At 72.9% G+C, this 14,273-nt stretch carries 11 protein-coding genes; 6 read left to right on the top strand and 5 right to left on the bottom strand.

Annotated features, from left to right (window positions below; all coding sequences use genetic code 11):
• Position 1: 1 nt before the first annotated feature.
• Together FLX08_RS21375 and FLX08_RS21370 are read right to left on the bottom strand one after the other, a co-directional pair.
• Entirely contained in the window at positions 2–931 is a 930-nt protein-coding gene (locus FLX08_RS21375) for a phytoene/squalene synthase family protein (protein ID WP_142620649.1), read from the bottom strand.
• Positions 928–2,484, bottom strand: coding sequence for a phytoene desaturase family protein (locus FLX08_RS21370; RefSeq protein WP_142620648.1), 1,557 nt, complete (start codon positions 2,482–2,484; stop codon positions 928–930). The genes FLX08_RS21375 and FLX08_RS21370 overlap by 4 nt, the downstream gene beginning before the upstream one ends.
• A gap of 208 nt (positions 2,485–2,692) precedes the next feature.
• Between FLX08_RS21370 and FLX08_RS21365 the strand changes: the two genes are divergently transcribed.
• The 3 genes from FLX08_RS21365 to FLX08_RS21355 all read left to right on the top strand — a co-directional run bounded on the left by FLX08_RS21365 (position 2,693) and on the right by FLX08_RS21355 (position 4,996).
• Complete coding sequence (locus FLX08_RS21365; RefSeq protein WP_244312791.1) at positions 2,693–3,832, top strand: MerR family transcriptional regulator; 1,140 nt, start codon at positions 2,693–2,695, stop codon at positions 3,830–3,832.
• Between the two features lie 111 nt (positions 3,833–3,943).
• Positions 3,944–4,465: an RNA polymerase sigma factor gene (locus tag FLX08_RS21360; protein WP_142620647.1), complete on the top strand. Its 522-nt coding sequence runs from the start codon at positions 3,944–3,946 to the stop codon at positions 4,463–4,465.
• Positions 4,466–4,516: 51 nt separating this feature from the next.
• A complete protein-coding gene (locus FLX08_RS21355; protein ID WP_208761570.1) occupies positions 4,517–4,996 on the top strand; it encodes a TspO/MBR family protein in 480 nt (159 codons plus the stop codon).
• A 189-nt stretch (positions 4,997–5,185) separates the two neighbouring features.
• Here FLX08_RS21355 and FLX08_RS21345 read toward each other — a convergent pair whose 3' ends face one another.
• Entirely contained in the window at positions 5,186–5,692 is a 507-nt protein-coding gene (locus FLX08_RS21345; protein ID WP_142620646.1) for a MarR family winged helix-turn-helix transcriptional regulator, read from the bottom strand.
• An 87-nt stretch (positions 5,693–5,779) separates the two neighbouring features.
• On the opposite strand from FLX08_RS21345, the gene FLX08_RS21340 reads away from it, so the two are divergent.
• Both FLX08_RS21340 and thrS read left to right on the top strand, forming a co-directional pair.
• On the top strand, positions 5,780–8,080 hold the full coding sequence (locus FLX08_RS21340; protein WP_142620645.1) for a phosphoketolase family protein: 2,301 nt from the start codon (positions 5,780–5,782) through the stop codon (positions 8,078–8,080).
• 207 nt (positions 8,081–8,287) lie between these two features.
• Positions 8,288–10,264 (top strand): threonine--tRNA ligase, encoded by a 1,977-nt coding sequence (thrS, locus tag FLX08_RS21335; RefSeq protein WP_142620644.1) that lies wholly within the window; start codon positions 8,288–8,290, stop codon positions 10,262–10,264.
• Between the two features lie 148 nt (positions 10,265–10,412).
• Here the strand turns inward: thrS and FLX08_RS21330 are convergent, their stop codons facing one another.
• Positions 10,413–10,949, bottom strand: coding sequence for an Asp23/Gls24 family envelope stress response protein (locus FLX08_RS21330; protein ID WP_142620643.1), 537 nt, complete (start codon positions 10,947–10,949; stop codon positions 10,413–10,415).
• Between the two features lie 295 nt (positions 10,950–11,244).
• On the opposite strand from FLX08_RS21330, the gene FLX08_RS21325 reads away from it, so the two are divergent.
• Positions 11,245–11,796, top strand: coding sequence for an HIT family protein (locus FLX08_RS21325; RefSeq protein WP_208761569.1), 552 nt, complete (start codon positions 11,245–11,247; stop codon positions 11,794–11,796).
• 134 nt (positions 11,797–11,930) lie between these two features.
• On the opposite strand, the gene FLX08_RS21320 is transcribed toward FLX08_RS21325, so the two are convergent.
• The gene (locus tag FLX08_RS21320; protein WP_142620642.1) at positions 11,931–14,132 is read right to left on the bottom strand and encodes a hypothetical protein; all 2,202 of its coding nucleotides are present in this window, start codon (positions 14,130–14,132) and stop codon (positions 11,931–11,933) included.
• Between the last annotated feature and the right edge of the window lie 141 nt (positions 14,133–14,273).

The following is a 14,273-nucleotide window of genomic DNA, read 5'->3' as shown; positions in this document are numbered from 1 at the left end:
GTCAGGCCACCTCCACGCGGAGCTCGGCCTGCGCGGCGGCGCGCGCGGCCAGCAGGTGCCTGCCGAAGATCATGAGCCTGCGCCGCCTGGGCACCCGGGCCCGCCTCGCCAGCACGTCGTGCCCGGCCGCCTCGACCTCGTCCAGGATGCCGCCGTACAGCTCGTACGCCGCCCTGATGCACGGCCGCGACGACGGCGCGAGCAGCTCGATCCCCTCACGGGCCCGCCGATAGTGGTCGCGGGCGCGGTCGCACTCGTAGGCCACCAGCTCCCGCACCGCGGGAGTGGCGTACGGCGCGGCCAGGTCGGCCTCGGTCACGCCGAACTTCTCCAGGTCCGACAGCGGCAGGTAGACGCGGCCCCGCGCCAGGTCCTCGCGGACGTCGCGGATGAAGTTCGTGAGCTGGAAGGCCAGCCCGAGCTGGCGGGCGGGCTCGCGGGACCGCGCCTCCTCGCCCGGCAGGGCCTCCAGAACCGGCAGCATCATCGTCCCGATGACCGCGGCCGATCCCTCCATGTAGCCCAGCAGGTCGTCGTAGGTCGCGTACCGGTCCACGGTGAGGTCGGCGCGCATGGACGCGAGGAACGCCCGCACGTCGGCCTGGTCGATCCCGAACGCCCGCACCGTGTGGGTGAACGCCGGGAGCACGGGATCGTGGACGCGGTCGCCGTCCAGTGCGGCGGCGACCCGGGAGGACAGGCGCTCCAGCGCCGCGGCCCGGTCGCCGGTCATCGCGAGCGAGTCGACGATCTCGTCGGCATAGCGGGCGAAGCCGTACAACGCGTGGACGTGCGGCCGTTTCCAGGCGGGCAGCAGGCGGGTGGCCAGGTAGTACGAACGGCCGTAGCGCGCGTGCAGCCTGCGGCACCGCTCGTAGCCGGCCGTCAGCGTCGCGGCAGGCGCCCGGGACGGCGTGCTCAGCGTGCTCATGGGGTGCTCTCCAGGATGCGTTCGGCGGCCAGGCGGCCGGAGATCAGGACGGGGGGCACTCCCACCCCGGGTGCCGTGTACATCCCGGCGAAGTGGAGGCCGGGGACCCGCCGGGCCGCGCCGGACGGGCGGAACCACGCGGTCTGGGTGAATCGGGCGTCGAGCGCGAAGGGCGTGCCGGCCGAGTGGCCGCGCCGCCGCCATTCGGGGGGATCGAACACCAGCCGGGGCGTGCCGGACAGATCGCCATAACCGAGGTCCCCGAGCCGGCTCACCATGCGGTCCACGAGACGGGGGGTGAGGACGGTCCAGCCGGCGCCGCTGCGCGTGTTCGGGGTGGGTTCCAGCACGCTGAGCACGGTGGAGCGACGGTCGTGCGGCCCGGGGATGCCAGGCCCGGGGATGCCAGGCCCGTGGGTGCCAGGTCCGTGGATGCCAGGTTCGTGGGTGCCAGGTCCGTAGTCGTCCGCGCAGGTCACCAGCAGGCTCGGGTCCGGCTGCGGCCTGCCCGCCTCAAGTGCCGCGAACGTCGTCTCCCACTCCCGTCCGAAGTGCAGCGTGTGATGGGCCTGGCCGTCCGGGCGCCGGTCGAGCGCGAAGTGCGCCACCAGGCAGGAGGGGGAGAAACGGGGCCGGCGCAGCCGCCAGTCGGCCGCCTCCTCCGGCAGCAGGCCGTCGCCGCCCTTCCGGCCGTGCGCGCGGACCAGGTCGCAGGCCACCACGGCGTGCCGGGCGGCGAGCCGTTCTCCGGTGTCGAGGCGCACCGCGACGACCCCTGCGCCGTCGGTCTCGATCCGCGTGGCCCGCACGCCGTAGCGGAAGACCGCCCCGGCCTTCTCCGCGGCGGCGGCCATGGCCCGGGGGACGGCGTGCATGCCGCCCTCCCTGGGGAAGTAGACGCCGCCGACCGTGTCCATGTGGGCGATCACCGCGTACACGCCGAGGGCGCGGCGTGGCGGCAGGCCGGCGTACAGCGCCTGGAAGGTGTGCGCCCTGATCAGCCGCTCGTCGGTGAGGTGACGCCGCACGAGCCCGTCGAGCCGGCGGAAGCCGCCGAGCGCCGCCAGCCGCGCCAGCGCGTACGGCCGGGCCAGCGCGCGCAGCCGGGTCATGTCCCGGTCGATGAACGTGCTCCACTCGGCCTCGAACATCTCTCCCAGCAGGTGGCGGAACCGCAGGTAGCGCCGGGCCTCCTCCGGCCCGCACAGCGCCCGCACCTGCTCGGCCATGGCGTCGGCCCCCGCCACCACGTCGAGTCGTGACCCGTCGTGGAAGGTCAGCCGGTAGTACGGGTCGAGCCGCCGCAGCGGCAGCCAGCGCTCCAGATCCTGGCCTGCGGACGCGAAGGTGTCGGCCAGCACCCCCGGCATGGTCAGCACCGAGGGGCCGGTGTCGACGCGGTGCGAGCCCAGGGCCGCAGTGCCGCAGCAGCCGCCCGGCACGTCGGCGGCCTCCACGACCGTCACCTCACGACCCGCCCCGGCCAGGCGCATCGCGGCGGACAGGCCGCCCAGCCCGGCGCCGATCACCACGACCGGCCCGCCCGCGGTCATCGGCCCGCCCCACCGGCATGGGTCAACGTCAGCATGCGCACTGCTCCTCGGATCGTTACGGTGATCGGCGGCGCCGTCAGTAGAGTTTTCGCGCCCGCCCGCTCCGGCGGTTGCATCCGCGCCGGGCACCCGGGCCGAAACAAGGTCAGGGCGGGCACGGGCGCCGCGCGGGGCCGCGGCGACGACCGGACGGACACGGGGTGAGCACGTGACGCGCGAGGGCGGGCCGGGGGCCGGGGAGAACCCGGCCGCCGGGGAGGAGCCGGGCTATGGCATCGGAGCCGTCTCCCGGCGGCTCGGCGTGCCCGCGTCCACGCTGCGCACCTGGAATCTCCGGTATGGCATCGGCCCGAGCAGGCGCAGCCCCGGCGGGCACCGCCGCTACGACGACGCGGACCTGCGCCGCCTGGAGGAGATGAACCGGCTGATCCGGACCGGCATGCCGCCGGCCGACGCCGCCAGACAGGCGCTGCGGCCCGCTTCGGGGGAGCGGCCGTCGTACGCGGCGGGAGAGGGGGCCGCTCCTCCGGCCGGGTCGCCCGGGTGGCCCACGTCGCCCGGGCGGGCGGAGTCCCCCAGGCCGATCGACTCGCCGGGGCCGTCAGACTTCCCGGGGCCGACGCATTCCCCGAGGCCGTCCGAGCTCTCCAGGCCGTCCGGGCTCTCCAGGCCGGCCGGGCTCTCCAGGCCGCCGGAGAGTGCGGCGTCGTTCCCCTCCGCCGTACGGCCGGGCGGGGAGCCGGGATTGCCGTCGCCGGTCATTCTGGCCCGTGCGGCGGCGGCGCTCGACGTCGCGACCGTGAGCGCGGCACTTGACGCGGCGCTGGCCGCGCACGGCGTGGTGTGGACCTGGGAACGGCTCGTGCTGCCGGTGTTCGCCGCCGTCACCCGCAGGCAGCACGACACGGGTGCCGGGATCGACGTCGAGCACCTGTTCTCCGACCGGCTCCAGGCGGCGCTGGCGCGGTTCGCGGCGCGTGCGCCCTCGCCCGTGCATCCCCGCCCTGTCCTGCTGGCCGGTGCGGAGGAGGAGCAGCACGCGCTGCCGATCCACGCGCTGGCCGCCGCGCTCGGCATGCTCGGGGTGGAGACCCGCGTGCTCGGGGCGCGCACGCCGTACCCCGCCCTGGCGGACGCGATGCGCCGCCTCGGTCCCGCGGCGGTGTTCGTGTGGTCCCAGATCCGGGAGACGGGCGATCCGGCCCCGCTGGCCGGTCTGCCGGGGCTGCGCCCCGCCTGCCGCGTCGTGGCCGGCGGTCCCGGATGGTGGGACGGCCTGCCTACGCATGTCGTCCGGGTGAACACGTTTCGTGATGCCATCTCGGCGGTAATGACCACTCTGCGGTGATTCTGCACCTTTAATGCCTTTTTGAACCAACCTTCGGCCCCCATGGTTGTCCACTTCGAATGTGGGCAGCTATGAATAGGTTTTGAAGAGGTTTCGGCCGAAGGGGGCCCGATGGAGGAGACCCTGGAGTTCCGCCTCGCGGCGGGGGACATCGGAGCGCTCGGGGAGTGCTACCGCCTGCATTCCCCGGCCGTGCGCTCCTACCTGCACAGACTCGTGCCGTCCCAGGACGTGGAGGACGTCCTCCAGGTCGTCTTCACCGAGGTGTGGCGCTTCCGGCACCGCTTCGACCCGGCCCGCAGCCTGCCGGCCTGGCTGTTCGGCATCGCCCGCAACCGGGCTGTGGACCACCTGCGGGCGCGTACGCCGGCCACGGTGCCGCTGGAGGCGGTCCCCGACCCGGCGGGGCACGACGGGCGGATGGACGGCGACGAGCTCGCCGACCGCGACCGGATCCGCCGCGCGCTGGCCGCGCTGCCCCAGGTGCAGCGCCAGGCGATCGAGCTGGCCTACTACGGAGACCTGACCCAGCGGGAGATCGCCGAGCACCTGCGCGTCCCGCTCGGCACGGTCAAGGCGCGTACGGCCCGCGGCCTGCACCGCCTGTCCACCCTGCTGCGACCGGCGGCCTGATCACGCTGATCACGCGTCTTGAACGCGGTCGCAGGGGCAGAAGGAAGAGTCATGAGACGCACATCGACGAAGATGCTGCTGGGCACGGCCCTCGCCGTGACCGCCGCCGCCACCGTGGGCGGCCTGTCCACCGACGCCCGCTCCGGCTGGTACGCCCGCCTGCGCAAGCCCTCGTGGCAGCCGCCGCCACAGGCGTTCGGCCTGGTCTGGACGCCGTTGTACGCCTCGATCGCCTACGCCTCCGCCCGGGCGCTGTCGCGGGCGGCCGACGGCTCCCGGCCGGCCCTGCGGCGGGCGCTCGCGGCGAACCTGGCGCTCAACACGGCCTGGTCGCCGCTGTTCTTCAGGGCACGCAAGCCCCGCCTCGCGCTCGCCGAGATCCTCGCGCTCAACGCGTCGAACGCGCTGCTGACCCGCCGCCTCCTGCGCGAGGACCGCACGGCGGGGCTCCTGCTGCTGCCGTACGCCGGGTGGACGGTCTTCGCCACCGCGCTCAACGCCGCCATCGCCCGGCGCAACCCGAAGTCCTGAAACGGGCCGACCGCGCCCCCGCCGTCCGCGCCCCCGCCGTCCGCGCCCCCGCCGACCGCGCCCGGCACCCACCGCGTCTACGGCCATCGGCCGGTGGCTCGGCTCCTGGCCGGCGCCCTTCCCCGATCTCGGCGCCGCCGCCGCGCACCTGGGCGGCGGCCCCGCCAGGGCGGCGTGGACGCCTGACCTCTACTGAGTGGCGACGTCGAGCGCGCGGAGACGCTCGGCCTCCTCGGCCCGCCGGCACTCGAACGCGGACAGGATCGTGTCGAGGATCTCGCCGAACTGCCGCACCTGGCGAGGGGTGAGGGGGTCGAACAGCACCTGCCGGACCTCCTCGACGTGCCCCGGCGCGGCCTCCACGAGTGCGGCGAAGCCCTCGTCGGTGAGCTCGGCGACGGTCGTGCGCCGGTCCTCCGGCCGCTTGAGCCGCCGCACCCAGCCCTTCTCCTCCAGCCGGGAGACGGCGTGCGACAGGCGGCTGACCGAATATTGGAGGATGGCGGACAGCTCCGTCATCGTCATGGTCCGCCCGGGCGACTCCGAGAGGACCACCAGGATCATGTAGTAGGCGTGCGGCATGCCCGAGTCGCGCTGCAACTGCCGTTCGAGAGCCTCCTGCAGGAGCTGGCTCGTCCGCAGGTAGGCACGCCAGGTGCGCTGCTCCTCCTCGTCGAGCCATCGCGTGCCGGACATGCGGCCAAGACTACCGGTCGGCCGGCCCCCTGATTTGCGGGCGAAAGACCCTGGTTCGGCCGCCCCCACTGGGAAAGTGTCAGGGGCATGGACGCATACGGGAACATCGACGCCTACTGGCGGGCCGCGAACTATCTGTCCGTCGGCCAGATCTACCTGATGGACAACCCGCTGCTGACCGAGCCGCTCAGCCCCGAGCACATCAAACCGCGGCTGCTCGGCCACTGGGGGACGACGCCCGGGCTCAACTTCTGCTTCGCCCACCTCAACCGGATCATCCGGGAACGCGGCCAGGACATGATCTACATCGTCGGCCCCGGTCACGGCGGCCCGGCGGCGGTCGCCCACGCGTGGCTCGAAGGCACCTACACCGAGCGCTACCCCCACGTCACCCAGGACGCCGAGGGCATGCGCAGGCTCTTCCGCCAGTTCTCCTTCCCCGGTGGCATCCCCAGCCACGTCGCCCCCGAGACTCCGGGCTCCATCCACGAGGGTGGCGAGCTCGGCTACGCCCTCTCCCACGCGTACGGCGCGGCCTTCGACAACCCCGGCCTGGCGGTGGCCTGCATCGTCGGCGACGGCGAGGCCGAGACCGGCCCGCTCGCCACCGGCTGGCACTCCAACAAGTTCCTCAACCGGGACGTCGATGGGGTGGTCCTGCCGATCCTCCACCTGAACGGCTACAAGATCGCCAACCCCACCGTGCTCGCCAGGATCCCCGAGGACGAGCTGGTCAAGCTCTTCGAGGGGTACGGCTACCGCCCGCACATCGTCTCCGGTCAGGAACCGGCCGAGATGCACGGGCTCATGGCCGCGACCCTCGACACCGTCTTCGACGAGCTGGCCGGCCGCGGCCCGCTGCCGATGATCATCCTGCGTACGCCGAAGGGCTGGACCGGGCCGCGCGAGGTCGACGGACTCCCGATCGAGGGCACCTGGCGGGCCCACCAGGTGCCGCTCACCGGCGTGCGCGACAACCCGGCACACCTGGCGATGCTGGAGGAGTGGATGCGCTCCTACCGGCCGGAAGAGCTGTTCGACGGCGACGGGCGGCCGGTCGAGGCGATCAGGCGGACGGTGCCGGACGGGCCGCTGCGGATGAGCGCCAGCCCGCACGCCAACGGCGGTGAGCTGCTGCGCCCGCTCGCGCTGCCCGACTTCCGCGACTACGCGGTCGAGGTCAAGGCCCCGGCGGCGGCCTTCAGCGAGCCGACCCGCGTCCTCGGGACGTTCCTGCGCGACGTCATCGCGGCCAACCCGGAGAACTTCCGGCTGCTCGGCCCCGACGAGACCGCCTCCAACCGCCTGTCCGCCGTCTACGAGGCGACCGACAAGGAGTGGGAGGCCGCACTGCTGCCGACCGACGAGAACCTCGGCCCGCGCGGCAGGGTCATGGAGGTGCTCAGCGAGCACCAGTGCCAGGGCTGGCTGGAGGGCTACCTGCTGACCGGCCGCCACGGGCTGTTCAACTGCTACGAGGCGTTCATCCACATCGTGGACGCGATGTTCAACCAGCACGCCAAGTGGCTGGAGTCCTCCCGCAGGATCCCCTGGCGCCGGCCGGTCGCCTCGCTCAACTACCTGCTGTCGTCGCACGTCTGGCGCCAGGACCACAACGGCTTCAGCCATCAGGACCCCGGCTTCCTCGACGTCGTCGCCAACAAGAAGGCCGAGGTCGTCCGCGTCTACCTGCCGCCGGACGCCAACACCCTGCTGTCGGTCGCCGACCACTGCCTGCGCTCGCGCGACTACGTGAACGTCGTCGTCGCGGGCAAGCAGCCCGTGCTCGACCTGATGAGCATGGACGAGGCGGTCGTCCACTGCGCCCGGGGGCTGGGCATCCTGCCCTGGGCGTCCACCGACGAGGGCAACGACCCCGACGTCGTGCTCGCCTGCGCCGGCGACGTGCCCACGCTGGAGACCCTGGCCGCCGCCGCGCTGCTCCGCGAGCACCTGCCCGAGCTGCGGATCCGCGTGGTCAACGTCGTCGACCTCATGCGGCTGCAACCGGCCTCCGAGCACCCCCACGGCCTGCGCGACGACGAGTTCGACGCGCTGTTCACCGCGGACAAGCCGATCATCTTCAACTTCCACGGCTACCCGGCGCTGATCCACCGCCTGACCTACCGGCGCACCGGGCACGACAACCTGCACGTGCGCGGCTACAAGGAGGAGGGCACCACGACCACGCCCTTCGACATGGCGATGCTCAACGACATCGACCGCTTCCACCTGGTGATGGACGTGATCGACCGGGTGCCCGGCCTCGGCAGCAGGGCGGCCCACCTGCGTCAGAGCATGACCGACGCCCGCCTGCGCGCCCGCGCCCACACCCGCGAGTTCGGCGAGGACCCCGCCGAGATCCGCGACTGGACCTGGCCCTACTAGATCCTGTTCCAGGAGGGACGACGCCGGCGGCCACCCGTCTCCGGTTCCCGGCCCGGGTGCGAAAGATCGCGTACGCAGGAGGCGGGGGCCGCCGATGCGCGCCATTATTGGGCGGCGTCACCGGTAGCATCGGATGCGACCGGAGCCGCCGCCTCGCGTGCGCGCGGCCACGAGATCCATGCGCCGAACCTGTCCTAAGGAGCCACCGTGTCCGCCGCCCTTGAGATACGCATCACCCTCGCCGGAGCCGAGCGCGTGGTGGCGGCGGGTACGACGGCCGGGGAGGCGCTCGGCGCCGACGGCAGGTCGGTGATCGCCGCCCGGATCAACGGCGAGCTGCGCGACCTGGCCACCGAGGTCGCCGAGGGCGACGTCGTCGAGCCGGTCGCGATCGACAGCCCCGACGGCCGCGCCATCCTGCGCCACTCCACGGCGCACGTCATGGCCCAGGCCGTCCAGGAGATCTTCCCCGAGGCGAAGCTCGGCATCGGCCCGCCGGTCGAGAACGGCTTCTACTACGACTTCGACGTCCGCGAGCCGTTCACCCCCGACGACCTCAAGCGCGTCGAGAAGCGCATGCGCGAGATCGTCAAGCAGGGGCAGACCTTCCGCCGCCGCCCCGTCGGCGACGAGGAGGCCCGCGAGGAGCTCGCCGCCGAGCCGTACAAGCTGGAGCTGATCGGGCTCAAGGGCGGCGCGGCCGAGTCGGCCGAGGGCGCGAGCGTCGAGGTCGGCGGCGGTCAGCTCACTATCTACGACAACCTCGACCCGAAGACGGGCGAGCTGTGCTGGAAGGACCTGTGCCGCGGGCCCCACCTGCCCAGCACCCGGGTCATCCCGGCCTTCAAGCTCATGCGGTCCGGCGGCGCCTACTGGCGGGGCAGCGAGAAGAACCCGCAGCTCCAGCGCATCTACGGAACCGCCTGGGAGTCGCGTGAGAAGCAGGACGAATACCTCCGCTTCCTGGAGGAGGCCGAGAAGCGCGACCACCGCAAGCTGGGCGCCGAGCTCGACCTGTTCTCGTTCCCCGACGAGCTGGGTTCCGGCCTGCCGGTGTTCCACCCCAAGGGCGGCGTGATCCGCCGGGTGATGGAGGACTACTCCCGCCGCCGGCACGAGGAGGCGGGCTACTCCTTCGTCAACACCCCGCACATCACGAAGGACAACCTGTACAAGATCTCCGGCCACCTCGACTGGTACGCCGACGGCATGTTCCCTCCCATGGAGCTGGAGGGCGCGCGCTACTACCTCAAGCCGATGAACTGCCCGATGCACAACCTGATCTTCAGGGCGCGCGGGCGGTCCTACCGCGAGCTGCCGCTGCGGCTGTTCGAGTTCGGCACGGTCTACCGCTACGAGAAGTCGGGCGTCGTGCACGGCCTCACCCGCGTACGCGGCCTGACCCAGGACGACGCGCACATCTACTGCACCCGCGAGCAGATGCGCGACGAGCTCACCTCGCTGCTGCGCTTCGTGCTCGACCTGCTGCGCGACTACGGCCTGGAGGACTTCTACCTGGAGCTGTCCACCAAGGACCCGGAGAAGTTCGTCGGCTCCGACGAGACCTGGGAGGAGGCCACCCAGACTCTGCGGGAGGTGGCCGAGTCCGAGAAGCTGGAGCTGGTCCTCGACCCGGGAGGCGCGGCCTTCTACGGCCCCAAGATCTCGGTGCAGGCCCGGGACGCGATCGGCCGGTCCTGGCAGATGTCGACCATCCAGCTCGACTTCAACCTGCCCGAGCGCTTCGGCCTCGAATACCAGGCCCCCGACGGCACCCGGCAGCGGCCCGTCATGATCCACCGGGCGCTGTTCGGCTCGATCGAGCGCTTCTTCGGTGTGCTGGTCGAGCACTACGCGGGCGCGTTCCCCGCGTGGCTCGCCCCGGTGCAGGTCGTCGGCATCCCGATCGCCGACGCCCACGTGCCCTACCTGCAGGACGTCGCCAAGCGGCTGCGTGAGCACGGCATCCGGGTCGAGGTCGACGAGAGCGACGACCGCATGCAGAAGAAGATCCGCAACGCCCAGAAGGCGAAGGTGCCCTACATGCTCCTCGCGGGCGACGACGACATCGCGGCCGGCGCGGTCTCCTTCCGCTACCGCAGCGGCGAGCAGAAGAACGCCGTGCCGATCGACCAGGCGATCGAGGAGATCGTCGACGCGGTCCGCCGCCGCGTCCAGGTCTGACCGCTCACACGGAGAACGCGGGGGCCCCGCCCGGGGCTCCCGCGTTCGCCTTATCGGCACGGAGCGGCTACAGAGCGGCTACAGAGCGGCTACGAGCGGCACAGGACGCCCGGCTGACCTCCGCGGTGGTCCTCCGGGGCGGGCCGGCTCAGGACGCCGGGGTGGCCTCGGCGGGGGAGTCCTGACCAGGGAGGCGGACGTCGTCGACGGTCACGTTGACCTCGACCACGTGCATGCCGAGCATCCGGCTCACCGAGCGGGCGACGTTGACCTTGACCTCGGTGGCCACGTCCATCACCACGTGGCCGTACACGATGACGATGGTCACGTCGATGGAGACCTGCTGGTCCTGGATCTTGGCCTGGACGCCCTGCGTCGCCCGCTTGGAGCCCACGCCGATGCGGTCGCGTACGGACTCGAAGGCGCGTTCGAGGTCGCCACCCAGGTCGGCGACGCCGGGGATCTCCAGGGCGGCCAGCGCGGCGACCTTCTCCACGACCTCGTCGGCGACCTTGATCCGGCCCTTGAGCACGTTGGCGGTCGGCGCCTCGGGCCTCGGCGTCTGCGCGGGCAGGTCCGGCTCCACCCGTTCGGCCGCCGCGTCCGCCGGGTCGCCGAGACTCTCCTCGGCGTACGCGTCGGTCTGCTCTTCCACTCGCTCCTCGACGGCGGCGGCCTCGCTCATATGACGGCTCCTCGGGGGTCTGGGCGTCCGGCAGGTGCATTCTGCCCCATGATCGAGCAGGTCGTCCGGTGTCCCGCGGATATCGGCGGGCCGCCGGCCGCGGCCCTGGCGCAACCCGGCCGGTGAGAGGAGATCCGCGAGGTCATATGCTGCTGCCGGTGTCGTTTTCCGCGTGGGGCACCTGTCGATCTGTGCCGGTGCACGTGCCGCCGGCGCGAAGGCGGCAGCACCTCGCACAACAGCAGCACCGGGACAACAGGAGCACCGGGACAACGGAGCGGAGGAGATCGCGGACGTGGACTCAGAGCCGATCGAGCAGGCGGGCGCCGGGGTTCCCGACAGCTTCCAGCGCCTGTGGACCCCGCACCGGATGGCCTACATCAAGGGCGAGAACAAGCCCAGCGGCTCCGGCGCCGATGACGGCTGCCCGTTCTGCGAGATTCCCAAGCTCTCCGACGAGGACGGGCTGATCGTGGCCCGGGGATCGGCCGTGTTCGCCGTGCTCAACCTCTATCCGTACAACTCGGGGCACCTGATGGTCTGCCCCTACCGGCACGTGTCCGACTACGCCGACCTCGACGGGCCCGAGACGGCGGAGCTGGCCGAGTTCACCAAGCGCGCGACGCAGGCGCTGCGCAAGGCGAGCGGGGCGCAGGGCTTCAACGTCGGCATGAACCTGGGCGGCGTGGCGGGCGCGGGCATCGCCGCCCACCTCCACCAGCACGTCGTGCCCCGGTGGGGCGGCGACACCAACTTCATGCCGGTGGTCGGACGCACCAAGGTGCTGCCGCAGCTGCTGCGCGACACGCGCGACCTGCTCGCCGACGCCTGGCCCGCCGCCTCCTGACCACCCTCGGGGACCACTCTCCGGCACCGCTCATCGGCACCGCTCATCGGCCCGACTTCTCGGCCCCACTTGTCGGCCCTACTTGTCGGCCCGACTTGTCGGCACTGTTCCCCGGGCGCGAGCCGATGCCCGCGTCAGGCCGTCGCGGGGCTCGGCGGCGTGCCCGGAGATCCGGCGGCGGCCGGGACCGGCTCGGCGTGCTGCAGGGCACGGATGCCGGCGCTGAGCACGAGCGGCACGGCCAGGGCCAGCGCCATGGACAGCACCGCCGCTCCCGAGTCGTTGACGAGCATGCCGACCAGGCCGCTCACGAGCGCGCCGAGCAGGCCCGCCTTGAGCATGGGCGCGCGTTCGAACGCGATCGGCAGGACACCGGCGCTCGCCGCCCCCGGCCGCAGCAGCGCGAAGACGAGGAACGCGAACGCGGCGAGCACCACGGGCATCAGGTTCGGGCTGAGCAGCGTGGAGAGCATCGCGCCGAGCTTGCGGGAGATCACCGGCAGGAACGTGCCGTCGGCCACCTGCCCCACGAAGCGGCCGAGGTGCGTCTGGCTGGCCGGGGGCCGCAGGTAGTCGAGGTAGGCGATCGCCATCACCAGGACGCCGCCTCCGGCGCAGAAGGCGCCCAGCTTGACGATCGACACCCGCTTGCCCGCCACGATCAGCGCGGTGACCGCGATGCCCGGCACGAAGGCGATGACGCCGCCGAAGTCACTGCCGACCCCCGGCCAGCCGTCGAGCAGCATGGCGAACGCCCCGAGCGCGGCGACCAGGGCCACCGCGAGGGTCTTGCGGCCCGCTCGCACCAGCCGGTCGGCGGCGGCCGTGGTGACGAGCAGCACGGCCGTGGCGAGCAGCGCGAAGGGGATGTTCCCCAGGCCGTAGTAGCGGGCCCCGACCACGCCCGTGTAGCCCATCAGGCTGTTGAGCTGCAGGGGAGTGCCGGTCAGCAGGTCGCCGAGCAGCACGGCCGCGGTCGCCGCCGCGATCACGGTCAGCGGCCCGAGCACGCCCCGCCGCCACGGTCCGGCGAGGGCCACCACGGTCAGCGCCGCGGCGATCGCCGCGATCGAGGCGAAGAGCGTGACCGCGGGCTGTGCCATACGGGCCCACGGGGTGAGGTTGACCAGGTAGGTCGAGACGGGGATCGCGGCGAGCGCCACGGCGGCGGCCCGTACGGCGGGCAGCCCGTCGCGGCGGCGCAGCAGCAGGAACGCGGTGACGTAGAAGACCACCTGGAGCACGGCGAGCGTGGTGAAGAAGACGCCGGTCGTGTCACGGATCGTCTGTCCCGCGACGTCGGCGGTGCGCAGGGCCTCGACGCGTTCGTCCAGGGTCCGGCCCGTCGCACGGGTCTCGACCGGCACACCGACGACGACCGGGGGAGCGGCCACCCCGGTCCTGGCCAGGATCGTGGCGGTGAGGTCCGGGACGATGACCATGTCGTCCCGATGGGTGGACCGGGCGCCGAGCGTCCGCGCCGCACCGCTGCCGCTGCTGCCGGGGCCGCGCAGCATGGCGGTCCTGAGGTGGGGGACCGAGCCGTGGTCGGAGAGCCCGGCGACCAGCACCGTCGCCGGCCCGAGCTGCGGCAGGAACGACCCGAGCTTCGCGTCGGCCGCTCGCGCCGCGGCCCGCCGCGAGTCGCCGGACAGGCTCTCGGGCACCTCGCTCAGCCGGTCGCCGGAGACGTAGGGCGCGATGAGGTCGGGGATCTCCACGGCGACCACGTCGCCGCGGGACCACTGCGTGACCTCGGCGGGGGAGGGGGCGTAGAGGTCCACCCGGCCCTCGCGGTCGGCGAGCGCGAGCGCCGCCCCCGGGCCGACGGCCATCGTCGTCCGCCCGGCCGCGTGCAGGGCCTGCCCCAGCGTGCCCGCGGCGTCCTGCTCCCGCACCTCCCACAGCCAGGAGAACTCGGGGACGACCGCCCCCTCGCCGTCGGCCGTGGGAGTGGGGGCCATGCCGCACGCTCCCCCCACCGCCGACCGCACCCCGGCAGACACCGTGAGCCAGGCGTCGTACGGGCAGGTGTCCTTGCGTACGGCCCGCACCGACAGGGACCCGAGGGCGGACTCGCCGGCGAGCCGCCAGAGGTTCGGGGTGTCGGCCGGGGTGACGTCGCTCCACATCAGGCCGGGGATCCCGACGAGCACGACGCGTTCACCGGCCGCCGTCGCCACCCGTTCAGCCGCCCGTTCAGCCGCCCGTTCACCGGCCGCGGTCGCCGCCCCGGACGCGAGCCCGGGGGCCGCGGCCGCGGCGGGAGCGGCGGCCAGGACCGACACGCCGAACACGACGGCGACGACCGCGCGCCTCACCCACGTGCCACTCACCGGCGACCCCCATGTCTTCGTACGCGCAGTCCCCGTACGTGATCTTGAAAAATCTCGCGACCACGCTACCAGGCTCGTCCGCAGTGCTCCGGCCTTCAGGCCGGGGGGTGAAGCGGACCCTCCCGCGTAGCGGGGCAGGGA

The organism is Microbispora hainanensis, from assembly GCF_006874475.1.
Taxonomy (GTDB): domain Bacteria; phylum Actinomycetota; class Actinomycetes; order Streptosporangiales; family Streptosporangiaceae; genus Microbispora; species Microbispora hainanensis.
Note: the sequence above shows the minus strand (reverse complement) of the source record. Positions and strands in the feature narration are given on the sequence as shown.

Bases quoted from the DNA above. Each gene is read 5' to 3' on its own strand.
- FLX08_RS21370 (WP_142620648.1), bottom strand. From the start codon at position 2,484: ATGACCGCGGGCGGGCCGGTCGTGGTGATCGGCGCCGGGCTGGGCGGC.
- FLX08_RS21375 (WP_142620649.1), bottom strand. From the start codon at position 931: ATGAGCACGCTGAGCACGCCGTCCCGGGCGCCTGCCGCGACGCTGACG.
- FLX08_RS21345 (WP_142620646.1), bottom strand. From the start codon at position 5,692: ATGTCCGGCACGCGATGGCTCGACGAGGAGGAGCAGCGCACCTGGCGT.
- FLX08_RS21330 (WP_142620643.1), bottom strand. From the start codon at position 10,949: ATGAGCGAGGCCGCCGCCGTCGAGGAGCGAGTGGAAGAGCAGACCGAC.
- FLX08_RS21360 (WP_142620647.1), top strand. From the start codon at position 3,944: ATGGAGGAGACCCTGGAGTTCCGCCTCGCGGCGGGGGACATCGGAGCG.
- FLX08_RS21355 (WP_208761570.1), top strand. From the start codon at position 4,517: ATGAGACGCACATCGACGAAGATGCTGCTGGGCACGGCCCTCGCCGTG.
- FLX08_RS21340 (WP_142620645.1), top strand. From the start codon at position 5,780: ATGGACGCATACGGGAACATCGACGCCTACTGGCGGGCCGCGAACTAT.